At 33.1% G+C, this 23908-nt stretch carries 20 protein-coding genes, 1 tRNA gene and 1 pseudogene; 7 read left to right on the forward strand and 15 right to left on the reverse strand.

The genetic code is table 11. The features are described from left to right. Positions 1 to 488: pseudogene (locus EV196_RS20000) on the forward strand (hypothetical protein); the annotation flags it as partial. A 4-nt stretch (positions 489 to 492) separates the two neighbouring features. Here the strand turns inward: EV196_RS20000 and EV196_RS19415 are convergent. Further along, on the reverse strand, positions 493 to 1704 hold the full coding sequence (locus EV196_RS19415) for a site-specific integrase (RefSeq protein WP_132219449.1): 1212 nt from the start codon (positions 1702 to 1704) through the stop codon (positions 493 to 495). A 239-nt stretch (positions 1705 to 1943) separates the two neighbouring features. After that, positions 1944 to 2028 (reverse strand) — tRNA-Ser (locus tag EV196_RS19420). A 186-nt stretch (positions 2029 to 2214) separates the two neighbouring features. On the opposite strand from EV196_RS19420, the gene EV196_RS19425 reads away from it, so the two are divergent. The 3 genes from EV196_RS19425 to EV196_RS19435 all read left to right on the forward strand — a co-directional run bounded on the left by EV196_RS19425 (position 2215) and on the right by EV196_RS19435 (position 5328). Beyond that, positions 2215 to 2844 (forward strand): NAD(P)H-dependent oxidoreductase, encoded by a 630-nt coding sequence (locus tag EV196_RS19425; protein ID WP_132219450.1) that lies wholly within the window; start codon positions 2215 to 2217, stop codon positions 2842 to 2844. Between the two features lie 143 nt (positions 2845 to 2987). After that, positions 2988 to 4181 (forward strand): DegT/DnrJ/EryC1/StrS family aminotransferase, encoded by a 1194-nt coding sequence (locus tag EV196_RS19430; protein WP_132219451.1) that lies wholly within the window; start codon positions 2988 to 2990, stop codon positions 4179 to 4181. 10 nt (positions 4182 to 4191) lie between these two features. Then, positions 4192 to 5328 carry a hypothetical protein gene (locus tag EV196_RS19435; RefSeq protein WP_132219452.1) on the forward strand — a complete coding sequence of 379 codons (1137 nt, stop codon included), beginning with the start codon at positions 4192 to 4194 and terminating at the stop codon, positions 5326 to 5328. Here EV196_RS19435 and ribB read toward each other — a convergent pair. The 12 genes from ribB to EV196_RS19495 form a co-directional block, all read right to left on the reverse strand. Then, positions 5325 to 6485 (reverse strand): 3,4-dihydroxy-2-butanone-4-phosphate synthase, encoded by a 1161-nt coding sequence (ribB, locus tag EV196_RS19440; protein WP_243652292.1) that lies wholly within the window; start codon positions 6483 to 6485, stop codon positions 5325 to 5327. The two genes, EV196_RS19435 and ribB, sit on opposite strands and share 4 nt — an antisense overlap. After that, positions 6478 to 8463, reverse strand: a complete 1986-nt coding sequence (locus EV196_RS19445) for an LptF/LptG family permease (RefSeq protein ID WP_132219454.1) — start codon at positions 8461 to 8463, stop codon at positions 6478 to 6480. The genes ribB and EV196_RS19445 overlap by 8 nt, the downstream gene beginning before the upstream one ends. A 64-nt stretch (positions 8464 to 8527) precedes the next feature. After that, positions 8528 to 9166, reverse strand: a complete 639-nt coding sequence (locus EV196_RS19450) for a LolA family protein (RefSeq protein WP_394343255.1) — start codon at positions 9164 to 9166, stop codon at positions 8528 to 8530. A 13-nt stretch (positions 9167 to 9179) separates the two neighbouring features. After that, the gene (locus tag EV196_RS19455; protein ID WP_132219455.1) at positions 9180 to 11576 is read right to left on the reverse strand and encodes a DNA translocase FtsK; all 2397 of its coding nucleotides are present in this window, start codon (positions 11574 to 11576) and stop codon (positions 9180 to 9182) included. 112 nt (positions 11577 to 11688) lie between these two features. Next, a complete protein-coding gene (locus EV196_RS19460) occupies positions 11689 to 12057 on the reverse strand; it encodes a diacylglycerol kinase family protein (RefSeq protein WP_132219456.1) in 369 nt (122 codons plus the stop codon). A gap of 16 nt (positions 12058 to 12073) precedes the next feature. Further along, positions 12074 to 12577: a thiol peroxidase gene (gene tpx / locus EV196_RS19465; RefSeq protein ID WP_132219457.1), complete on the reverse strand. Its 504-nt coding sequence runs from the start codon at positions 12575 to 12577 to the stop codon at positions 12074 to 12076. A 344-nt stretch (positions 12578 to 12921) separates the two neighbouring features. Continuing rightward, on the reverse strand, positions 12922 to 15192 hold the full coding sequence (gene katG / locus EV196_RS19470; RefSeq protein ID WP_132219458.1) for a catalase/peroxidase HPI: 2271 nt from the start codon (positions 15190 to 15192) through the stop codon (positions 12922 to 12924). Positions 15193 to 15576: 384 nt separating this feature from the next. Then, positions 15577 to 15834, reverse strand: a complete 258-nt coding sequence (locus tag EV196_RS19475) for a DUF6952 family protein (RefSeq protein WP_132219459.1) — start codon at positions 15832 to 15834, stop codon at positions 15577 to 15579. Beyond that, on the reverse strand, positions 15815 to 16129 hold the full coding sequence (locus EV196_RS19480) for a thioredoxin family protein (protein ID WP_132219460.1): 315 nt from the start codon (positions 16127 to 16129) through the stop codon (positions 15815 to 15817). The genes EV196_RS19475 and EV196_RS19480 overlap by 20 nt, the downstream gene beginning before the upstream one ends. 90 nt (positions 16130 to 16219) lie before the next feature. Further along, the gene (locus EV196_RS19485; protein ID WP_132219461.1) at positions 16220 to 16861 is read right to left on the reverse strand and encodes a peroxiredoxin; all 642 of its coding nucleotides are present in this window, start codon (positions 16859 to 16861) and stop codon (positions 16220 to 16222) included. A 140-nt stretch (positions 16862 to 17001) separates the two neighbouring features. Further along, positions 17002 to 18471 carry a Na+/H+ antiporter NhaC gene (gene nhaC, locus EV196_RS19490; RefSeq protein ID WP_132219462.1) on the reverse strand — a complete coding sequence of 490 codons (1470 nt, stop codon included), beginning with the start codon at positions 18469 to 18471 and terminating at the stop codon, positions 17002 to 17004. A 106-nt stretch (positions 18472 to 18577) separates the two neighbouring features. Then, a complete protein-coding gene (locus EV196_RS19495) occupies positions 18578 to 19780 on the reverse strand; it encodes an aminotransferase class I/II-fold pyridoxal phosphate-dependent enzyme (RefSeq protein WP_132219463.1) in 1203 nt (400 codons plus the stop codon). Between the two features lie 158 nt (positions 19781 to 19938). Between EV196_RS19495 and EV196_RS19500 the strand changes: the two genes are divergently transcribed. From EV196_RS19500 to EV196_RS19515, 3 genes are all read left to right on the forward strand, one after another. After that, the gene (locus EV196_RS19500) at positions 19939 to 20397 is read left to right on the forward strand and encodes an Lrp/AsnC family transcriptional regulator (protein ID WP_132219464.1); all 459 of its coding nucleotides are present in this window, start codon (positions 19939 to 19941) and stop codon (positions 20395 to 20397) included. A gap of 54 nt (positions 20398 to 20451) precedes the next feature. After that, the gene (locus EV196_RS19505) at positions 20452 to 20961 is read left to right on the forward strand and encodes a hypothetical protein (RefSeq protein ID WP_132219465.1); all 510 of its coding nucleotides are present in this window, start codon (positions 20452 to 20454) and stop codon (positions 20959 to 20961) included. 704 nt (positions 20962 to 21665) lie between these two features. Beyond that, positions 21666 to 22463, forward strand: a complete 798-nt coding sequence (locus EV196_RS19515) for a sensor histidine kinase (RefSeq protein ID WP_132219466.1) — start codon at positions 21666 to 21668, stop codon at positions 22461 to 22463. Positions 22464 to 22577: 114 nt separating this feature from the next. Here EV196_RS19515 and EV196_RS19520 read toward each other — a convergent pair. Further along, positions 22578 to 23908: aldehyde dehydrogenase (locus EV196_RS19520; protein WP_132219467.1), on the reverse strand; the 1331-nt coding region annotated here is incomplete at its 5' end.

The raw sequence follows: 23908 nt of genomic DNA on the forward strand, positions 1-23908 counted from the left end.
ATCATGTGCGCGATCTTGATGCCTGGGGTTATCTTATATATTATCCAACATATCATCCATCTAGAGGTTCTAAAATTAAGATGACCAGAGCTTGTATCAAAAGTGGTACAACCATTGGTATACAGGAAGATCAAAATTTGGACAACACCGTCCCAGAACCACGCCAAAATTTGGTATCTTTTTATAAACATAAAACAAATGAAAACTATAATAAACTGGCAAGGCCAAAAAATGAATTAGAAGTTTTAAGTTTTTTTAAAACAAACAATTGGTCTGCTGTTGAAGGAAAAAAATTCTATGCCTATTACAAGAACAAAGATTGGACATTAAGCAGAGGTCTTAAGATAACAAACTGGCAAGAAACCGCTAAAAATTTTGTTGAAAAAGGTTTTATAATAAAGGCTAAATACACTAGTCCATTTTCTGACTATGAGGATAATTTGCGAAAATATGATAATAGAGATAAAGATTACGATATGCCTCTTTAATCTCTCATTTGAATTTTGATCGCAAAATTGCCATGTCCTTACTAACTTTCATATCGAGAATTTTAGCGTAATGCTGTGTGGTTTTCAAATTGGTGTGCCCAAGCATTTTACTAACCGATTCAATAGGAACACCATTAGAGAGCGTAACCGTTGTGGCAAATGTATGTCGGGCTAAATGGAAGGTCAAATTTTTAGTGATTCCGCAGAGGTCGGCAATTTCCTTAATGTAGGCATTCATTTTTTGATTGCTTAAAACCGGTAATACTAGATTTTTTATTTTCATCAGCTCATTGTCCTTATACTTTTCAATAATTGTTTGAGCAATAGGCAATATTGGGATATTACTTCTTGTATCTGTCTTGGTTCGTCTTGTCTTAACCCATTGCTCACCATCAACACCAATAACAACATCATCTTTGGTTAGTTTTTTGATATCTGCATACGCCAGACCAGTAAAGCAGCAAAAAATAAAAATATCACGGACTTGATCCAAACGTTCCATTTTCAGTTCCTTATTGATTAATTTTTGAATTTCTTCCTGCGTTAAAAATTCGCGATCAACTATTTTTAGTTTTCCTTTCCAATGAAGGAAAGGGTCTTTGTCAATCCAATCATTGGCGTGAGCAATTCGGATAATCTTCTTAAAGTTTGTTATGTATTTTATGGCAGAGTTATGAGCACATTTTCGTGTAGTCTTCAGGTAATATTCAAATCCATTTATAAATTGATGATTAACATCCTTCACAGTAATGTCATTTTTCTTGTATTTCTTCTTAATAAATTCCCCTACGTGTTTTTTACAAGTTCGGTACCGTTCGGCTGTTCCTGCGGAAAAATCTTTTCCAATCAAACTTTCAACTTTGTCGTTGTGTTCCTGGAATATTTCGAGAAGCATTTTTCGGGTTTTATCTTTTCCTAAGTACGTATCACGCAGATCAATGGCGGTATATTCCTTTTCCTCTCTTTGAAATTGTTGTTGAATCCCATAAATCTTATTTTTAATTACACCAAGCTCTCGATTTATTTCCTGAGCAACCATAGAGTTTCCTAAGGCAAGTTGAGTTTTGGAGTTCCATTCATTGAGTTTAACTTTTCTGCTTACACTGCACTCAGCCCTTCGTCCATCAACGGTTATGCGCATATAAATGTTAGCTTTACCGTGTTCGTCGGCCTTACTTTTTTTGATATAAAACAAGAGAGAAAGAGAATGTGACACCTTTTATTTTTTTAATTATTTTCAATTTACAAAAAAAATATTTAAAACAATAAAACGTAATTAGTTGTAAAACAAATATTTAACTTCAATTCGGTGTCAGTTGAGATGAAGATTTTAGTGACACCGAATTAGCCCCTTTTTGTACGATATCATATGATATCATATGATATCGTATAAAATGAAAAACCCTGTAAATCAATAATTTACAGGGTTTTTGTTGCCATTTGTAGGACTTTTCGCGGAGAAAGAGGGATTCGAACCCCCGGAGGTGTGACCCTCAACAGTTTTCAAGACTGCCGCATTCGACCACTCTGCCATTTCTCCAGTTTGGGTCTCATCAGGTATTCCCTGAATGCGGGTGCAAATATAGAATCCTTTTTCAATACTTTCAAATAAAAATCTACTTTTTTAAAAATATTTTTTAACTCGTTTACTATTAGCTTATTTTATGGTGCATTTTTATAAAATAACAATTCCAAAACGTATTTTTGCAAAAATTAAAATTCAAAAATGAATATTATAAAGCAACTTAAATGGCGCTACGCAACTAAAAAATTCGATGCAACGAAAAAACTATCTACTCAAAAGCTAGATGTTTTAAAACAAGCATTTAATTTAACAGCAACGTCCTTCGGGTTACAAACCATCAAATTAATAGTTGTAGAAAATAAAGAAATAAGAAAGCCTTTAGTAGCTCATGCTTACAACCAAAAACAAGTATTAGATGCCTCACATTTACTTGTTATTTGTCTGCAAGAAGATATTTTAGATACAGATGTAATCGCCTATTATGATAATATAAAAAACATCCGAAACACCTCAGAAACCATACTAAAACCATATAGGGAAGACCTCGTAAATATGATGCAAAAAATGAGTGTAGCAGAACGTCAGCAATGGTCCAAAAACCAAGCATACATCGCATTGGGAAATTTAATGACCGTTTGCGCCATTGAAGGCATCGATTCGTGCCCCATGGAAGGCTTTTTACCCAACGCCATCGATAACGCGCTACAATTAAACAAAATGGGTCTAAAATCGGTGTTGTTACTGCCCGTAGGCTACAGAGACGAAACCGATATGTTTGCCGGTTTCAAAAAAGTACGAAAATCAATAAACGACGCGGTCATCGAAATATAAATAAAACAAAGTATTTGGGCGTTACCACAAGGGTCGGGCTTTACATTGCAATCTTTTTGCTCGTGTCTCACAAAAAGGATTTCCACTGCAATCCCTAACGCAAAGGCAGTTTCAATTAAAATAAAGAACTAAAAATAAACAATATGCCAGGATTCGAATTATTTGGAGATTTAGAAAAAAAAGAAGTAACCGATGTACTAGAAAATGGCGTACTGATGCGCTACGGATTCGATGGTATGCGTAACGGCCATTGGAAAGCCAAAGAACTGGAAAAAGTTTTAGAAAACACCTTTCAAGTAAACCATGCCCAATTAGTATCTAGTGGTACAGCCGCAATTTCGGTAGCATTGGCAGCATCAGGCGTTGGAGCAGGAGACGAAGTTATTTTACCAACATTCACATTTGTAGCAAGTTTTGAAGCCATAATGATGCTTGGTGCTATACCTATTTTGGTAGATATAGATGATACATTAACCCTTAATCCAAAAGCCGTAGAAAAAGCCATCACACCAAAAACAAAGGCCATTATGGTGGTTCACATGTGTGGTAGCATGGCAAATATGGATGCACTCCAAAATATTTGCAGCAAACACAGTCTGTTATTGATTGAAGATGCGTGTCAAGCCATTGGAGGCACTTATAAAGGAAAAGTATTAGGTAGCATTGGCGATTTAGGTTGTTTTTCTTTCGATTTTGTTAAAACCATAACCTGTGGAGAGGGTGGAGCCGTAATAACAAATAATGAAGCATACTATACAAATTCCGATCATTACAGCGACCACGGTCACGATCATGTTGGTAACGATCGAGGCGCAGAATCACATCCGTTTTTAGGCTACAACTTCCGTATTTCAGAACTTCACGCAGCGGTAGGTTTAGCACAAATAAAACGTTTACCAGAAATTTTAAAAATTCAAAAGAGAAACTATACCATTATAAGAGAAGCATTGTCGCAAATTCCAGAAGTAACTTTTAGAACCGTTCCAGAAGGAGGTGAAGAAAACTATAGCTTTTTAAATTTCTTCTTACCAGATCTAGAAATGTCATTAAAAGTTTCAGAAGTATTTAAAACAGAGGGTGTAGATGCTTGTTTTCAGTATTATAATAACAACTGGCATTACATTCGTAAGTGGAATCATTTAAAAGAATTGAAATCGTTGTATCCAATTTCAGCAGAAGTAAAATCGGGATTGGAATATCTTAAAACCAGCGAGTTTCCAAAATCAGACCATTATATTGGCAGAAATATTTCTTGTTTAATAAAACTTTCATGGACAGAGCAGCAAGTCAAGGAACGAGCATCTAAAATGGTTGAAATTATTAAAGCGTCATTATAAGTTTAAAATCATGAAAGGACTAAAATCATTTTTGTTTTTTGGTGTTTTAACAATTTCATTTTTAAGCTTTAGCCAGAAAGATGATTACCATATTATCAGTTTATTACCCATTGAGGATGATACCATTGCTCAAACGAATTTCTATATTTCAAAAATTATTGATAATAGAACTTTTAAAGATAATTTAGGAATTGCACAAAAAGGAATGTTTAATAAAAAAGTCCTATCTACATTTGATAAACCTTTTGAGGATGAGATATTAGACTATTTCAATGTTATTTTTCCACCAGATTTAACCAAACAGGCGCTTGTTATAAGAGTAAATCAATTATTAATATCAGAACATACGGGGGCTTTTAAAGAAACAGGAAAAGCAACGGTGAACTTAGATGTTTTAAATTTTGATAAAAATAACTATATCCTCTTAGGAAGCTTTTCCGCTTATGCCGAAAAAAACAGTATGGATGTAACTGGAAAACATGACGATAGAATTAGAGAAATTTTAAAAAGTTGTCTCATCCAGTTTAGTAACACAGATTATAACAATGCGGAAAAGCGATTCATATCTGTAAATAATCAGCAAACTCTACCAGCCATTTTAAAAGAGCCATTTAAAAAAGGGTTTTACACCTCATTTTCAGAGTTATATACTAATACGGTCTTTCAAGATTCCACAATTATATTTAAAGAAAGCAATAGTAATTCCGATAAGCTTTTTTTAGACAACAGAGTTCATAAGCGGGCATTATATTATGCGTATTCCGATGGTGAATCTATTTTTATTAATGCAGCCAATTATTCGGGAGATAAACATTTTGTTAAAACAGAAAAAATAGATAATTATTTGTTGTTTAACGATACGTTTATAAATCAAGATAAAGCTACAGGAATGTCTTTTGCTTTTGGTGTTTTAGGTCTTTTAGCTTCTAATGAAAAAACAAATGTTCTTTTAAATTTAAATACGGGACAATTTCACAATATTGATAACAGAATGATTCAATTGCTTTTAAAAGATGATTTTCCTGAATTATATAAAGAAATAAAAAAGTATCCTAATGATAAGAATTTAATGGCATCAACCTTAAAGAAATTATTATTAGAAGGGAATGATAAAGAAAAAGTAAAGCAAATATTAGAAGGCTTTTAATAATTAACATAATCAACAATTTCTATACCATAGCCAATTAAACCAACACGTTTACTCTGTTGCGTGTTAGATAATAATTGTAATTTATGAATATTTAAATCGTGTAATATTTGTGCCCCTATACCAAAATCTCTGGCGTCCATATCAATTTTTGGTGCTTTATAAACCGTGTTAGGCTGTTGGTTTTCTTTTAAAAGCTCTAATCTGTTCAATATGTTCATAGATTGTAATTCTTGATTGATAAAGATGATTGCGCCCTTACCTTTTTTGTTAATTACTTTGAACATATTATCTAGTTGCTCATCAACATTATTAGTTAGTGTTCCTAAAATATCGTTATTTATTAATGTGGAGTTAATTCTAGTAAGCACCTCTTCATTGTTTTTCCAGGTTCCTTTTGTAAGTGCTATATGTATTTGATTGTTAGTGGTTTGTTTGTAAGCTCTTAACCTAAAACTTCCAAAGCGGGTTTCGATTTCAAAGTCTTCTTTTTTCTCAATTAATGAGTCGTGTTGCATTCTGTACGCCACTAAATCTTCAATAGAAACTATTTTAACATCCAACTTTTTGGCAACTTTTATCAGTTCTGGTAAGCGTGCCATAGTACCATCTTCATTCATAATTTCAACAATAACACCAGCAGGTTTTAAACCTGCAAGTCTTGCAAAATCAATGGCAGCTTCGGTATGTCCTGTACGTCTTAAAACACCACCTTCTTTCGCTACTAGAGGGAAAATGTGACCTGGTCTGGCTAAATCAAATGACTTTGTATTGGGGTCAATAAGTGCTTTTACGGTTTTAGCTCTATCACTAGCCGAAATTCCAGTTGTAACTCCTTGGCCTCTTAAATCTACCGAAACTGTAAATGCAGTTTCCATATGGTCTGTGTTATTACGAACCATCATGCCTAGATCTAACTCTTTACAACGATTTTCCGTAAGTGGTACACAAATTAAACCTCTACCATGGGTTGCCATAAAGTTTATCATTTCCGGTGATACATTATCGGCGGCAGCTACAAAATCGCCTTCGTTTTCACGGTTTTCATCATCAACAACTATAATAACTTTACCGTTTTTAATAGCTTCAATAGCATCGTGAATTGTGTCAAGTTTAAACTTTGTACTTGTGTTCTGTGTCATGGTATCATTAATCATTTTGCAAATTTAAAGATTCTAAACAATTTTGCTTCAAGTCTTCTTTCATTTTGTCATCTAAAAAAAGATGCGCAATGAAGTATAAAGGAATTCCTATAATTAAAAGAAAAAGATTAGGTTTTTTCTCTTTTTTATTAATTTGATGGTAAAATTTATTGGTGTTAATTAGAGATTTTATATAGTATATTAAATACAAAACTAAAGATGTTATGCTGAGTTGAATAGATGCCGAAGCCAATGATGGCAGTTTATTGTTCTTAAATACAAAATGAAGAATAAGTAAAACAACACCAACTGAATATAGTACAATAGCAAATTTTGAATGATCTCTATAATCTTTTGCAATAGGTTCAGAAGCATTGTAATTACTGTTCATGGCTAAACCTTCGTCACATAACTGTTTTGTTGAAATACCACGTTCATTTAAAATTTTTAGAGCTTCATAACGACTTTCTTCTAAATGGCCAAGAGCTTCAAAGTTTATAATAACATCTTTTAATTCTTCATTTTTATAAGATGTAAGAAACTTATAATCAACAGTATCTTTTCCTTTAATGTTGAATAGGTTTTTAATAGGTTCGGTTATACTGTCAAAATCAAATAATCCTTTATCGGCAGTAGCACGTCTTGTTAAAAATATGCCTAGAGGCAACATAACAAGTGTAGAGAACCAAGCGGCCAAAATAGGGTTAAAGCTCCCTGTTTTAGCACTATTTGTGGCAAAAATACCAATAAAATGATAGGTTAAAAACAGTATGATAGCAATAACCATAGGTAAACCTATACCACCTTTACGTATTAGCGCTCCAAGCGGTGCCCCCACAAAGAATAAAATAATACATGCAAAACCTAAGGCAAATTTTTCGTGTAATGAAATAATATGTTTATTAAGATATTCTTTGGATATTTTCTTTGTGGTCTCGTTGGTTGCAATAACTTGTTTTGTGCTTGTAACAGCTTTTGTAGCTGCATCAACTAAATCGTATTTTTCTTTTGTATTGAAAATATCTAAAATTGGATCTAGGTAAATAGAATCGGTTGCTATTTTTTCAAGACGGCTATTTCTTATAGGTATGATATTCGATCGCTGAAATAAGTTTTTTGAGATTATTTCTTGCGATGCCATTTCTTTTTTAGATAAAGAATCGATGGTTTTTTGTAAACCAACGACATCAAGCATATTGTATTTGTCGGTTTGTGACTGTTCATCAAAATCAACATTTTTCATTTGAGACAAATCAATATTTATAGTATATTTTTCAAAAGTACTCTTAGCAAAAGGTTTTTTATTTCTGGACTTTGGATTATTTGTAGCAACGTCTCGGTAATAATTACCGTCTACTAATATAAGCTTTAATACATTGGAATCTTTTTCGTTTACTAATTCTCCAGTTTTAGACTTTATAGTTGTAGCATTGGTTCTTCCATCATTACCTCTAATATGAATGGTTACATTATCTAAATATTGGTCGTTATCACCATGTTTTCTGTCAAATTTAATATTATATGGGGTGCCTTCTATGGGGTTAAATTGCCCGACACCAAGTAACATGGCAGGTTTAGATTTTGCTATATTACTTCGAAGATTAAAAGATTTTAATTCTGACCAAGGAATAACATTGTTAGAAAAGAAGAAGGTGACAATACCTAAAATGATAATGAAAATACTTAAACCAGACATGGCGCGTTGTAATGAAATACCTGTAGATTTCATGGCAGCAAACTCATAATTCTCAGCAAAACTACCAAATACCATAATAGATGCTAAAAGGATGGTAAGTGGCAAAACCAATGGTATAAGCTTTGGTGTGAAATAGAATAAGAATTTAAAAATAACGCCAATATCTAAATCTTTTCCAGATAATTCTCTAATATATAACCAAATGGTTTGTAAAACAAAAATCAGCATGAGTATAATAAACACGCTGAAAAAAGTTTTAAGGTAGGTAGTTAGTATGTATCGATCTAGTATTTTCACCCTTCGAATTTCAAAAAATCTATTTATAAAAATCTACTTTGGTTATAGTAGATTAAAATGTAAATTAAAGCTTATTGATGTAATAGCCTTTGTATTTATTGGCATCAAAGGTAAATAGGTTTTTTGATAAAGGCTCGTTTGTTTTAAAAGAATTAACGGTAAGAGTTGTTTTTGTACCGTTTTTACCAATTTGCATTAAATTGTATATATGTTTTGTTTGAGTATCAATACCTAAAAGAATGTATTTTATTTCAGATTTTGAATCAATTGGCGTTAGTTTCACCAATTGTATTTTTCTGCCATTTACATTTTGCTCAATATCCATGGCATAGGTGTAACCATCTTCGTAAAACGATAACATTTTGCTGGGTGTAATGGCTCCTTCTTCATCATTTGTTTCAGCTGAAATAGTTACTTCTTCATCTTCAGTGCTAATGCTATAAAGTTTTTTTCCATCAAAAAGACGTGTTACACCAAGTATGTTTAATTTATATTTATCGCCTTGCATAATCACATCACCTTTGGTTTCTTGTTTTATTTTTTCTGCAGTATTTTCTAAAACATACTTAAAATCAATGGAAATATTATCGTAACTCTTTACTTTTTGCGACACTTGGTTTAAAAGTGTTTTCGCTTTGTTTTGAGCAAAGCTATTAATTGAAGCTGTTAGTATTAAGGCTATTATGATATTTTTAATTTTCATTTTATTTTTATTATTATAAAGTTTCATTTTCTAAATGTTTATCTAAAGCAACAAGGTCGGTAATTAATACCATTCTAGCCTTACTACCTTCAAAAGGACCCACAATACCTGCGGCTTCTAATTGGTCAATTAATCTGCCCGCACGATTGTATCCTAATTTTAATTTTCGCTGTAATAATGAAGCAGAACCTTGTTGTGCGGTAACTATAACTTCGGCGGCTTCTCTAAATAACTTATCGCGATCGGATATGTCTATATCAAGACTTGTGCCACTTTCTTCCCCAACATACTCTGGCAGTAGGTAAGCGTCTGGATATGCTTTTTGCGAACCAATATATTCGGTTATTTTTTCAACTTCTGGTGTATCAACAAACGCACATTGTACACGAATTAAATCGTTTCCTTGCGTAAAAAGCATATCACCACGACCTATAAGTTGGTCCGCACCAGAGCCATCTAAAATGGTTCTAGAATCTATTTTCGATGTTACTCTAAACGCAATACGTGCAGGGAAGTTGGCTTTTATTATACCCGTAATAACGTTAACCGACGGACGTTGAGTCGCAATAATTAAGTGAATTCCAATGGCACGCGCCAATTGTGCTAAACGGGCAATAGGCGTTTCAACTTCTTTGCCGGCGGTCATAATTAAATCGGCAAACTCATCAACCACCAGAACAATGTATGGTAAGAATTGATGCCCATCGTTAGGGTTTAATTTACGTGCTTTAAATTTTACGTTGTATTCGGCAATATTTCTGCACAATGCATTTTTTAGTAACTCGTAGCGGTTATCCATTTCAATACAAAGTGAATTTAATGTATTGATAACCTTGGTGTTATCTGTAATAATAGCTTCTTCGCTATCTGGGAGTTTTGCTAAATAATGACGTTCAATTTTATTAAAAAGCGTTAATTCCACTTTTTTAGGATCCACCAAAACAAACTTCACTTCGGCAGGATGTTTTTTATAAAGTAACGATGTTAGTACCGCATTTAAACCTACCGATTTACCTTGGCCAGTAGCACCTGCCATAAGTAAGTGGGGCATTTTTGCTAAATCGACTACAAAGGTTTCGTTACTAATGGTTTTTCCTAGGGCGATAGGCAATTGCATATCGGAAGATTGAAACTTTTTGGAAGCAATAACCGAGCGCATGGATACTATAGTAGAATTTTTATTAGGTACTTCAATACCAATAGTGCCTTTACCAGGAATGGGTGCTATAATACGAATACCCAATGCTGAAAGCGATAAAGCAATATCGTCTTCTAAATTTTTTATTTTTGAGATTCGAACACCTGCATCTGGTACAATTTCGTATAGTGTCACGGTTGGCCCTATGGTCGCTTTTATACTCGCAATACCAATATTATAGTTTTTTAAGGTATCTACAATTCTATTTTTGTTTTCTTCTAATTCTTCTTGATTGATGGTGATGCCTTCGGAATCGTATTTTTTAAGAAGATCTAATGGTGGAAATTGGTATTTTGAAAGTTCTAAAGTAGGATCGAATTGCCCGAAATCTTCCACCAATTTATCCGAAAGATTATCGGTTTCTGATGCTTCTTCGGCTACTTTTTCAACTTCAATTTCAATATCTAAATCATCTTCAAAGTCATCCTTTATGGCTGGTTTAACTACCAAAGGCGTAGTTTCAAAAATAGGTTTAGGTTCTTTTTTTATAATTACGGGTTCGTTATTTTCTTCGGAAATTTCGAAAGCTGATTTTATGGCTTCAGCTTCTTCCGATAGATTATTGTCAAGAGGAACAATGACATCTTCATTTAAATCTGAAAATTCATCATTAATATTTCTTTTGGCCGATTTGAAAACAGTGGTAAAACTTTCGAAAGTCACTTTAAAACGAACCGCTAAATAAGTAATCAACCCAAATAGAAGTAGGAGTGAAGTCCCTATTTTTCCTATGTAATCTTGAAGATACATGTTCACCTCAAAACCAATGGTGCCACCAAGTATATCGTTAGTATTCCCAAAAAAACCAAATAATACAGATAACCAAATAACGATAAGCAAACCCCAAAACCAATGAGACCATAATTTGGATTTGCTTAAATTCATTAAAACGTAAATACCCGATAAAAATATGAGTCCTGAAATTATGAATGAAGCCACACCAAACCCACGTTGAATAAAGAAATCGCTTAACCATGCGCCCGATTTACTTACCCAGTTTTCTGGTTTTACTTCGCGCGATGCAAAATCAGAGAGCGTACTTTGGTCTGCTTTGCCTGTAAAAAGAGACGAAAGAAATGCCATGAAAAGTATAAAACCAAAGATGACCAAAAAGCTGCCAAACACCAGTTTTTGCTGGCTTGACAACTTAAAACTTGGCATTTTAAATTGTTTTCTAGGTGATTTGTTGGTGTCGGTTTTTTTCTTCGCCATTAATGTTTTACAGTTTCAAATTGATATCCTGAAACCAGTTCAGGGTTGAATCGTTAATAACGATGCAACAAAAATACAAATTACTAACGTTTAACCTACAGGTTATAGTATTTTAAAAAATCTTTGGTAAATAGATGATGAGTCCAATAATAATAGCGAAAATAGAAGAAATAAATACAGCACCAGCAGCAATATCTTTTATTAAACCGATTTTTGAGTGATGTTCTGGATGAATAAAATTCGCCATTTCCTCTATAGCCGTATTAATACCTTCCGTACTCATAACCAAACCTATTGCTAAAAGTTGGATAATCCATTCGGTTGAAGAAATATGAAAAAAGAATCCTAAGGCCGTAACCAATAAAGCAATTACAAATTGAATTTTTATACTAGCTTCGTTTTTTAAAAGTAACATAGCACCTTTAAAAGCGTAACCAACACTTTTTAAACGGTTGGCAACGAAGGATTCTTTTTTTGTCATTTAATCTTAAAGCTTATTAAGCATATAAAGCTTCCAATGCTGCTTTATAATTAGGTTCATCAACAGTTTCTGCAACTTGTTCGGTATATAAAACGGTGCCTTTTTCATCTAAAACCACAACGCTACGAGAATGCAATGCTTCTAATGGACCCGTAATAAAGTTAACGCCGTATGCTTTTCCAAAACTACCATCTTTATAATCAGATAAACTTTCAACATTACTCAAACCTTCTGCACCACAAAAACGGTTTAAAGCAAAAGGTAAATCGTGCGAAATACAAAGTACTTTTGTGTTTTTCAATTCGCTAGCTTCTTGGTTAAATTGTCTTACAGATTGAGCACAAGTTCCCGTATCAACACTTGGAAAAATGTTTAAAACCACTTTGCTTCCAGCAAAATCACTTAAACTTTTTGATGATAAATCGGTTGCAGTTAATGTAAAATCTGGTGCTTTTGTACCAACTTTAGGTAATTCCCCAGATGTTTTTATTGGGTTTCCTTTTAATGTTACTGTTGCCATGGTATTGTTTTTAAATTATGGGATAAAAATAGTAATTATTAAGCGTTAAGTCGAAATTGAACTTATATTTTTTTACTCCATTTGTTAACATTCTATTAAAGAAATATTTTACAAGGATAAGTATCCGTCAACATGTTATTATAAGCGTTTCGGAAAAAAACAATCATACCATGGTATTTAAACTGTATTGTTTCCGAAAATTATGAACTAATAGGGATATCAATATTATTTTTTAATATCCAATTTTCTTGATTTAGTTCATTTAGTAAGCTGTAAATAAACAAAATAGCGGATTCAATATAGAATTGAAACCGCTATTGTTTTAATAAATTGTAAGCTGAAGTTTATTTTAAATCGAATCGATCTGCATTCATTACTTTTGTCCAAGCTTTTACAAAGTCTTTTACGAATTTTTCTTTGTTATCGTCTTGTGCATACACTTCAGAATAAGAACGTAATATGGAGTTAGATCCGAATACTAAATCCATACGTGTTGCTGTCCATTTTACGGTTCCATTTTTACGATCACGAATTTCATATAAACCTTTTTCTACAGGTTTCCATGTGTTGCCCATGTCTGTTAAGTTTACGAAAAAATCATTGGTTAATGCTCCAACTTTATCTGTAAATACGCCATGTTTCGTATTGTCGTAGTTGGTTCCTAACATTCTCATACCTCCTACAAGTACGGTCATTTCTGGCGCTGTTAAGCCCATCAATTGTGTACGGTCAAGCATTAATTCTTCAGGAGTTACAACATAATCTTTTTTGCTGTAATTGCGGTAACCATCGGCTAATGGCTCTAATGGTTCAAAAGAATCGGCATCCGTCATTGCATCTGTGGCATCTCCACGACCTGGCTCAAAAGGAACCGTAATAGGGAAGCCTCCCGCTTTTGCAGCTTGTTCTATACCAACATTTCCAGCTAAAACAATCGTGTCGGCGATACTTATGCCAAATTCAGCAGCAATAGGCTCTAATTTAGATAAAACATAAGCTAAGCGTTTTGGTTCATTACCTTCCCAATCTTTTTGAGGTGCTAAACGAATACGAGCTCCATTGGCACCACCACGATTATCAGAACCACGGAAGGTACGGGCACTATCCCAAGCTGTATTTACCATTTCTGGAATTGATAAGCCTGACGCAGCAATTTTATTTTTTACAGCCGTAACATCGTAATCTTTTGTTCCGGCAGGAATAGGATCTTGCCAAATTAAATCTTCTTGCGGTACGTCTGTGCCAATGTAATTAGATTTTGGCCCCATATCTCTGTGGGTTAATTTGAACCAAGCACGCGCAAACGTTTCAGAGAAATACTCTTGATCGTTCATGAACTTTAACGAGATTTCTTTGTAAATAGGGTCTACTTTCATAGCCATATCTGCATCGGTCATCATGGGGTTGTGGCGAATGCTTGCGTCTTCGACATCAACAGGTTTGTCTTCTTCTTTAATACTTACTGGTTCCCATTGCCATGCACCAGCTGGACTTTTAACAGAGTGCCATTCGTGGTTAAATAACATTTCAAAAAAACCACCATCCCATTTGGTAGGGTTTGTTGTCCATGCTCCTTCAAGACCGCTTGTTACGGTGTAACGACCTTTACCAGATTTGTTTGGGTTGTGCCAACCCAGTCCTTGTTCTTCTACACCTGCAGTTTCAGGATCTGGACCTAAAATACTAGCGTCACCATTACCATGTGTTTTACCTACGGTGTGTCCACCAGCAGTTAAAGCCACGGTTTCTTCATCGTTCATAGCCATACGAGCAAATGTTTCACGCACATGGGCTGCTGTTTTTAATGGATCTGGTTTGCCATTAACACCTTCAGGATTCACATAAATTAACCCCATTTGAACAGCCGCCAGTGGGTTTTCCATAGTTTTGGCGTCTTCTATATTATCATAACGTTCATCACTTGGTGCTAACCATTCTTTTTCAGCTCCCCAGTAAGTATCTATTTCTGGGTGCCAAATATCTTTACGTCCAAAAGCAAAACCATAGGTTTTTAAGCCCATATTTTCATAAGCTATGGTGCCTGCAAACACAATTAAATCGGCCCAACTTACTTTATTGCCATATTTTTTCTTAATAGGCCATAGTAATCTTCTTGCTTTATCTAAACTCACGTTGTCTGGCCAAGAATTTAACGGTGCAAAACGCTGATTTCCTGTTCCGCCGCCACCGCGGCCATCAGTTGTACGATAGGATCCTGCCGAGTGCCAAGATAAACGTATCATTAATCCACCATAATGTCCCCAATCTGCAGGCCACCAATCTTGACTATCGGTCATTAAGGCGTGCATATCTTTTTTTAGGGCTTCAATATCAAGTTTTTTAAGTTCTTCATGATAATCAAAATCTTGTCCTAGAGGATTTGTTTTGGTATCATGTTGATGTAAAATATCAAGATTTAGTGCATTAGGCCACCAATCCATAACAGAATTTTTGGTTGAAGTATTTCCGCCGTGCATTACGGGACATTTACCTAATGATGATTCATGAGAATTGTTATTCTCATGATTGGCTTCTACAATTGTAGGCGCATCATTTTGATGATGTGGGCATTGACCTGTATCGTCTGATGCATTTGAATTTTTATTGTTTTCCATATCTAAAAGTTTTAAGGATTTTAAATTTCGTACTATTCAAATTTACTTTAATCATCAATTGTAAATTCAACAATTTTATTTTCATATTCTATTAAACTATAAGTATAATTTATTAAATCAATTTTAAGAATAATTTAAACTTATAATAATGATATTTTACCTATAAATTTAAATTAAATAACCCATAAAGGCTAAAGAAACCGTGAAATATTTATTCATATAAGAATAATAGGAGAATGAACTATTTATATGATTTTTTTTGTGCATCATAACAGCAATTTTCCACATATAGCAGAAGTTAATTGCTGATTAAAATTTCGTATAAACAAAAAAACCACTTCAATTTTTTGAAGTGGTTTTTTAAAGGTATTAAATTCTCTTTTTCTATTTATCGATAGACCCAAGAACGCGAGACATAAAACTATTTAAAGCCTCTTTTTTTGGTGTGCCTTCCTTAATCATTTTATTAACTTCAATAGCACCATACATATTGGAAATAAGCTCTCCAATTACATCTAATTCTTCATCTTTCAATGATGGTACTTCGGTTAACGCTTCTAAAGTTTCAATGGTTTCAATAACGAAATCTTCATCATTGTCTTCTATAAACTGCGTTAAATGTTTAATTACTGGTAACTTCATCGACTAAATCTTTTAAAACTTCAAATTTATTTGTTTGAACCTGATTCATAAAAGTTCCTTTTTTAAATGTTGCAAACGTAGGTAAGTTATCTACATTTGCTAATTTTCTTGATTCCGGAAACTTTTCTGCATCAGCTATTACAAAAGTGATATTTTCATTTTCTGTTGCCAATTTTTTGAATTTTGGCTTCATAATACGACAATTACCACACCATGTTGCTGAATATTGAACTACAACAACCTCATTAGAGTTTACAATATCTTGTAAATTATCTTGATCTATTTCTGTAAACATAATATAATTGTTTAATCGTAATAACAAAGTGTACGAAGCGATCTTATTTAACAAACAGATTGCTTCGTTTTACTCGCTATAACGTTTTTTTTAATTTAATTGAGAAAGGTATGCTGCAGTTCCTTTAGCATTAGCTTGCATAGCTTGTTTACCTTCTTCCCAGTTTGCAGGACAAACTTCACCTTTTTCTTGTACGTGCGTTAAAGCATCAATGATACGTAAATACTCATTAACATTTCTACCAAGCGGCATGTTGTTGATGCTTTCGTGCTGTACAGTTCCTTCTTCGTCAATAATATAAGTGGCTCTGTAAGTTACATTATCACCTTCAACGGTTACAATACCAGTTTCTTCGTTATATTGTTCGTTAGAAATATCTAAAATACCTAGAGTAGATGCTAAATTTCTGTTGGAATCTGCTAATAATGGATAAGTTACACCTTCAATACCACCGTTATCTTTAGCAGTACTTAACCATGCAAAATGAACTTCGGCAGTATCGCAAGATGCGCCAATTACTATTGTGTTTCGTTTTTCAAATTCACCTAAAGCGGCTTGAAATGCATGTAATTCTGTTGGACATACAAAAGTAAAATCTTTTGGATACCAAAATAAAACTACTTTTTTATTGTTATTAACAGCTTCTTCAAGAACGTTTACTTTAAAAGTATCGCCCATTTCATTCATTGCGTTAACGTTTAAATTCGGGAATTTTTTTCCTACAAATGCCATGTTTTATTTATTTTTAATGTTATTGAATTTTTCATTGCAAATATAGCTATGACTAAGCAATTACACCATAAATAAAATTTTAATTACCTATTGAATCATAGATTTTAATTATTGTATATTTTGATATTGATAAGTTAAGTTTATTTGCTATTTAGTTGTTTTATTTTTATTGAAAAAGCAGCGAATAACAAGGTCATAAACGGACTTAACCAATTAAAAATGGCATAGCCTGCATAATGAAGCGTATCAACACCTAAAACGCCACTTTGGTAAGCTCCACAGGTGTTCCAGGGGATTAAAACAGAAGTAACAGTGCCCGAATCTTCTAAAGTTCTACTTAAATTCTCTGGGGCCAAACCACGGTCGTGATAGGCTTTTTTGAACATTTTTCCAGGAATCACAATGGACAAATATTGGTCTGAAGCAATAGCGTTTAATCCCAAACAACTTATTACAGTACTGGCAAAAAGACCAAAAATAGAATGTGCCAGTTTTAATAATTCTCTGGTAATTCTAGCTAATGCACCAATACCATCCATAATACCTCCAAAAATCATGGCACATATAATTAGGAAGATGGTCCATAGCATGCCTTCCATTCCGCCAGCTGAAAAGAGGTCGTTCAACTTTTCGTTTTCAGTAGTTATTTGTGTTTCTGTAAATATTGATGTTACTAAAGCACTTAATTTTGAATTGGATAAATGCATCAATACACCAGGTTGAAAAAGGAATGCAAAAATAGCAGCCAATAGAACGCCAGTACCTAATGCTATTAAGGGCTTAGTCTTCAACAGAATTAAAGCAATTACAACTACGGGCACGATGAATAACCATGGAGTTATATTGAAAGTAGTACTTATGGTAGAAAGTAAATCACTTAAATCGGCAGTTCCAGAGGTTTCAATATTCATACTTATAATGCTGAAAACAATAAGTGTAACAATAAGTGTAGGAACCGTAGTTAATGTCATGTACCTAATATGGGTAAATAAATCGGTACCAGCCATGGCAGGAGCGAGGTTGGTAGTATCACTTAACGGCGACATTTTATCACCAAAATAAGCCCCAGAAATTACTGCGCCAGCAATCATGCCCGTGTTAATGCCTAATGCGGTACCAATACCAACTAATGCAATACCAACAGTAGCCGATGTGGTCCAAGAGCTACCAGTAGCAATAGATATTACTGCACAAATAATTACCGATGCTGGAAGAAATATAGATGGACTTAATACCTGTAAACCATAATAAACCATAGCAGGGATAACGCCGCTTACTAACCAAGTTCCAGCCAGTGCACCTACTAAAAACAGTATCATAATGGGTACAAAAACACTTTTTAGGTTTTCCCAAATTTCTTTGAGCATACGTTCAAAAGTCACTTTATTAAAGAAACCAACGGTTGCTGCAACAAATCCACCAAGTAATAAAATTATTTGGTTGGTGTATGTTCCAAACCATTCTTGACCTTCAACAAAAAAAATGTTATAAGCCAATAATCCCATTAAAATAATAACAGGAATTAAAGCTTCCCAAATATTAAGCTCTTTGTTTTCAATAATGTTTTGGTTTTCAATTTCTATTTTGGAAATATTTTTGTCGTCTTGCATGCTGTAGAATTGTTTTGTAATGTTACAATTTTACGTGCAAGTATGCAAATACTAGAAAAGCCAAATTATAATTTTTGCCTAGTTAAGTAGATTTGATCTAGGTTTGTTAGTTTATAACATGAAGTTCTGTCATACACTTATTAATCATTTTATAAGTGCGTTCAATATCGTCATCCAATCCAATGGAAAAACGAATTAAGCCATTACTTAAGCCCATCGTTTTTTGTTCGTCAGGAGATATTTCGGATGATGTAGAAGTCCCAGGAGCACTAAACAATGTTTTATAAAACCCTAAGCTTACAGCAAGATAACCCAAGTTACGGTTTTGCATCAGCTCCATTAATTCATTAGCTTTTTCCAAAGAACCCACATCAATAGTTAGCATGCCACCAAATCCGTATTGGGTATTCATCATACTTTTAAACAACTCGTGCGATGGATGTGACTCAAGTCCCGGATAGACCGTTCTTAAACCATCAGCTTCAAATTTTTCAGCTAAAAACAATCCATTTTTACTGTGTTGCTGCATTCTAATGTGCAATGTTCGTAGGTTTTTTAAAATAGAAGCGGCTCTTAAACTATCCATAGTAGAACCTAATAACATGGATGCGCCATGGTTTACGTTTCGTAATTCGTTTATAAATTCTTGAGTACCACAAACCACCCCACCAACGGTATCACTAGAACCGTTAATAAACTTTGTTAAACTGTGAATTACTACATCGGCACCTAATATGGCAGGTGAAATAGATAATGGCGAAAACGTATTGTCTACCACCAGTTTTAAATTATGTTTTTTAGCTAAAGCCGCTAAATTTTTAATATCGGCAACTTCTAAAAGCGGATTACTAACAGATTCGCAATACAGCACTTTTGTGTTTTTAGTAATGGCAGCTTCAACAATGTCTAACTTAGTAATATCAACAAATGATGTTTCAATTTTAAAACGTGATATAAAGTTTTTGAGAAACGCATAGGTACCACCGTAAATGGTTCTACTTGAAACAATATGATCACCACTGTCGCATAATTGTAATAAAACAGGTGTGATAGCTCCCATGCCAGATGCAGAAACGTTAGCGGTTTCGGTACCTTCCATAGCCGCAAGCGCTTCACCTAAATATAGATTGGAAGGCGATGAGTGACGCGAGTATAAATAACACCCATCTGCATTACCTTCAAAGGTGTCAAACATTGTTTTGGCAGATAAGAAGGTGTATGTAGAAGAGTCTGAAATAGAAGGATTCACGCCTCCAAATTCCCCAAAGTATTGTAAATCTTGTATATTGTTTGCTGGTTTAAACTTCATAATGTGTGTGTTGTTTATCTAACAAATTACTTAAAATTTAGATAATAAAACAATATAAATACATTTATTTAGATATTAAAACTATAAAATTCATATATTTTAGAAAATATAATTGTAAATTTCTGAAAAATTGATCTTTCAACGAAAATTTTTCAATTATGATATTTGATGATACCGATAAAAAACTACTTGAATATTTACAAAGTGATAGTAAGCAAACCAATAAAGAACTTTCAAATAAATTAAATCTTTCTGTTACAGCAGTTTACGAACGTATTAAAAAACTTGAAAAAGATGGGTTTATAAATAAATATGTGGCTTTGGTTAATAAAGATCGTGTAGATAAATCGTTTGTTGCTTTTTGTCATATTAAGCTAATTCAGCACTCACAAGAGCATGTGGTTAAATTTGAAAATGAAGTTTCTAATTTACCAGAAATCTTAGAATGTTATCATGTAAGTGGCGATTACGATTATCTGGTAAAAGTAATTGTGAAAGATATGACGGCTTTTAGAGAATTTTTAGTTGAAAAATTAACCTCCATCAATCATATTGGCAGCACGCATAGTATGTTTGTAATTAGTGAAGTAAAGCACTCAACAGCTTTAAAATTTTAATTCCATATTTTTTTATTACTTTTAAACAGCTATTACTAACTAACCATAAAAACCATGAAAAATTTAATTTACATTATTTTAGGAGCCATTATTGGAGCGGTATTAACGTATTATTTTTGCCCAAGACAATTGGAAGGCGAAGAATCAGTAAAAATTGTGAAGCCTAAAAACGTTATTTCTGTTAAAGAAGCCAAAGTTTTAAATGACAATTGGACCTTATACCGAAAAGCTGCAGTAGATTCGGCAGCACAAAAACAAGGAAGAAAAGAAGATGATCGCTCAACCTATTGGTCTTTAACCGATATTGAAAACTATTTAGAATTTGCCAAAAATGAATCGGATAGTCTTGGGTATCAAATGACAGGTATTCGTGTTTATTTAGGTGTTTATGGAAAAGATGCAGATGAATCCAAAAAAGATTTAACCACCATGTTTATAGTGCCAACTGGTAGTAAATCGAAAGCAAGTAGTCTTAACCTGAATTTTATAGGTAATGATGAAGACGTTCCCGGAGGTAGTCCATTAAATAGAGGAACCGGTGGCGGAGGTGGTTATCCACAATAAATTTTTGTGATAAATTTTCTATTAAATAATTATGAGCTCATAACTTATATATTGGAGTTCTTAGCAGCTATTACTGGTATTTTTTGTTTTAGAAAATACCAGAGTACTGTTGTTAAGTATTTTATATATTTTCTTGTATTTGTAGCATTTTCAGATATGATTTGCTTTTATACATTTTATGTAAGACCAGACAAAGCTTTGAATTTTTTAATTGGTACCAAATTTGAAAAAAATCATTGGTGGTCTACGTTATATTGGAGTATAGGAGCCATTTTATTTTACGTTTTTTATTTTTATAAAATTTTAAAAACACCGTTATTTAAAAATATTCTAAAATATTCAGGATATGTATTCAGTGTTTTCTCATTAACTTATATTACTTTACATTGGGAACAATTTTTTTATAAGTTTTTTACAGTTTTCGATATTTTAGGAGCTATAATAATATGCATGTGTTCTATTTTTTATTTCACTGAAATTTTAATGAGTGATAAAATTTTAGAATTCTATAAATCCATAAACTTTTATATTAGCGCTACTATTTTTATTTGGTGGCTAATTATAACACCATTGGCTTTTTATAGTGTTTACTATACCTATGAAGTAGGTAAGAACTTTTACGATTTAGATTTTGTAATACTTAGAAAACAAATCTTTTTATTTTCTAACATATTCATGTATTTAACTTTTACATTTGCTTTTATATGGTGCAGACCGGAGAACAATTAACAAGTACAGCTTCAGAACGTTATCTTTTAATTTATATGTTGGCCGTTTTGGTAATTATAACCACACTTGTTGTTGTATTTTTTATTGTATTTCAAAAAAGAAAAAACAAATTATTGCTCGATAGAATAAAACAGCAACAAGCCTTTGAAGCGGAAATTACCCAAGCACAGACAGAAACCCAAGAACAAACCTTAAAAAATATTGGTTGGGAACTGCATGATAATATTGGTCAGTTACTATCGTTTGCAAGTATGCAATTAAGTATTTTAAAAATGCAGGTGACCGATGACGTAAAAGATAAGTTTAAAGATACCTCTGATGCTTTAAGAGAAAGTTTAGCTGAAGTAAGAGCGCTTTCAAAAACATTAAATAACGAAGTGGTTTTAAATATGGGTTTTGAAAAATCGATTACCAATGAATTAAACCGTTTGAAGAAGATGAAATTTAATTCAGCAGAATTAAAAACCATAGGAGAGCGGGTTGAATTTCAAGATAGAAAACATGAAATCATTATTTTTAGGATTCTTCAAGAATTTTTATCAAATTCAGTAAAATATTCCGAAGCAAAAAACATAGAGGTCGTTTTAGATTATCAACCTCATAACTTGATGATTACAGTAAAAGATGATGGTAAAGGATTCAATATTAATGACATAGAAAAAGGTTCAGGCTTAATTAATATGAAAAGTAGAGCCTCTTTAATAAATGCCCATTTTGAATTAATTTCTCAACCTAATGAAGGTGTAAAATTGATATTAAACTACCCGCTCTAAACGTCATTGCGAGCCTCATGGAATGAAGCGAAGTAATCTGTTTATTCTAAGTTGTGATTAAACTTACAAGTAAATTTAATGAGATTGCTTCGTGCCTCGCAATGACGGAAATCACTAACTAAAATACTTAAATATTTTTTTTATAAAATTAAGTTTGTTTTTATACGGAGCATATCTCATTGATGGGTCTAACCAATTTCCACGTTTTATAATCGCTTTACTATGAGAAAACGTATCAAAACTCAGTTTTCCATGGTAAGCTCCCATACCACTACTTCCAACTCCTCCAAAAGGCAATTTATGGTTACTAAAATGAATTAATACATCGTTTACAACACCGCCACCAAAACTATAAGTATTTAGAATATGTTCAATGAAATTTTTATCATTTGAAAATGTATATAATGATAAAGGTTTATCAAAATTTGTAACAATTCTATGTATATCTTCTTTGGTTTCGTAGGTTAGTATGGGTAAAATAGGACCGAAAATTTCATCGTTCATAACCTCACTATTTAGTGCAGGCTCGTCAATTAAGGTAGGAGCGATGTAGTTGGTTGTTTCTTCTACAATACCTCCAAACACAACATTGGTTTCTTTTAGCATGTTAGCTAAGCGTTGTGTGTTTTTTTCGTTTATAATTCTGGGGAAATCTGCCGATTCCTTGGGGTTTTCTCCATAAAAATCGATGATTTCATGTTTTAAAAGCTCTATAAACTCTTGTTTTATAGTGCGTTTAATAATAACATAATCGGGGGCAATACAGGTTTGTCCAGCATTAAAAAATTTGCCCCAAACAATTCGTTTTGCAGCTAATTTTAATTTTGCTGTATCATCGATAATACATGGCGATTTTCCACCTAATTCCAATGTTACCGGTGTTAAGTGTTTTGCAGCAGCTTCTGCCACTATTTTTCCAACAGGTACGCTTCCTGTAAAGAAAATATAATCCCATTTTTTGGCTAATAACTCTGTAGATACTTGCGCATCACCTTGTATAGAGGTAACGTAATCTTCAGGGAAAACAGTTTTTATAATACCCGTTAGAAGTTGTGATGTGTGTGTGGTAAGTTCACTAGGTTTTAAAACGACTGTATTTCCTGCGGAAACTGCCATGATAAGTGGTTCTAGGGCTAACAAAAAGGGATAATTCCAAGGGGAAATTATCAGTACATTTCCATAAGGTTCTTTATAAATATAATCTTTTGAGGGAAATGTGATTATTGATGAACTTACCCGTTTTGGTTTTGCCCATTTGTTTAGATTTTTAATAGCTAAATTTAATTGAGAAATAACAAGTGAGAATTCGCTAACGTACGTTTCAAATTCCGATTTTTTAAAATCCTTGTTTAAAGCATCATAAACTGCCTGTTCTTTTGAAAGAATTTCACTTTTTAAAGCTTTTAAATAAACCAATCGTGTTTCAAGTGATTTTGTTTTTTGCG

Source organism: Mariniflexile fucanivorans, from assembly GCF_004341235.1.
Lineage (GTDB): Bacteria > Bacteroidota > Bacteroidia > Flavobacteriales > Flavobacteriaceae > Mariniflexile > Mariniflexile fucanivorans.

Bases quoted from the DNA above. Each gene is read 5' to 3' on its own strand.
- EV196_RS19480 (WP_132219460.1), bottom strand. From the start codon at position 16,129: ATGTTTACAGAAATAGATCAAGATAATTTACAAGATATTGTAAACTCT.
- EV196_RS19505 (WP_132219465.1), top strand. From the start codon at position 20,452: ATGAAAAATTTAATTTACATTATTTTAGGAGCCATTATTGGAGCGGTA.
- EV196_RS19485 (WP_132219461.1), bottom strand. From the start codon at position 16,861: ATGGCATTTGTAGGAAAAAAATTCCCGAATTTAAACGTTAACGCAATG.
- EV196_RS19475 (WP_132219459.1), bottom strand. From the start codon at position 15,834: ATGAAGTTACCAGTAATTAAACATTTAACGCAGTTTATAGAAGACAAT.
- EV196_RS19430 (WP_132219451.1), top strand. From the start codon at position 2,988: ATGCCAGGATTCGAATTATTTGGAGATTTAGAAAAAAAAGAAGTAACC.
- EV196_RS19460 (WP_132219456.1), bottom strand. From the start codon at position 12,057: ATGACAAAAAAAGAATCCTTCGTTGCCAACCGTTTAAAAAGTGTTGGT.
- EV196_RS19455 (WP_132219455.1), bottom strand. From the start codon at position 11,576: ATGGCGAAGAAAAAAACCGACACCAACAAATCACCTAGAAAACAATTT.
- EV196_RS19495 (WP_132219463.1), bottom strand. From the start codon at position 19,780: ATGAAGTTTAAACCAGCAAACAATATACAAGATTTACAATACTTTGGG.
- nhaC (WP_132219462.1), bottom strand. From the start codon at position 18,471: ATGCAAGACGACAAAAATATTTCCAAAATAGAAATTGAAAACCAAAAC.
- EV196_RS19435 (WP_132219452.1), top strand. From the start codon at position 4,192: ATGAAAGGACTAAAATCATTTTTGTTTTTTGGTGTTTTAACAATTTCA.
- EV196_RS19515 (WP_132219466.1), top strand. From the start codon at position 21,666: ATGGTGCAGACCGGAGAACAATTAACAAGTACAGCTTCAGAACGTTAT.
- EV196_RS19425 (WP_132219450.1), top strand. From the start codon at position 2,215: ATGAATATTATAAAGCAACTTAAATGGCGCTACGCAACTAAAAAATTC.
- katG (WP_132219458.1), bottom strand. From the start codon at position 15,192: ATGGAAAACAATAAAAATTCAAATGCATCAGACGATACAGGTCAATGC.
- EV196_RS19500 (WP_132219464.1), top strand. From the start codon at position 19,939: ATGATATTTGATGATACCGATAAAAAACTACTTGAATATTTACAAAGT.
- tpx (WP_132219457.1), bottom strand. From the start codon at position 12,577: ATGGCAACAGTAACATTAAAAGGAAACCCAATAAAAACATCTGGGGAA.
- ribB (WP_243652292.1), bottom strand. From the start codon at position 6,485: ATGATTAATGATACCATGACACAGAACACAAGTACAAAGTTTAAACTT.
- EV196_RS19450 (WP_394343255.1), bottom strand. From the start codon at position 9,166: ATGAAAATTAAAAATATCATAATAGCCTTAATACTAACAGCTTCAATT.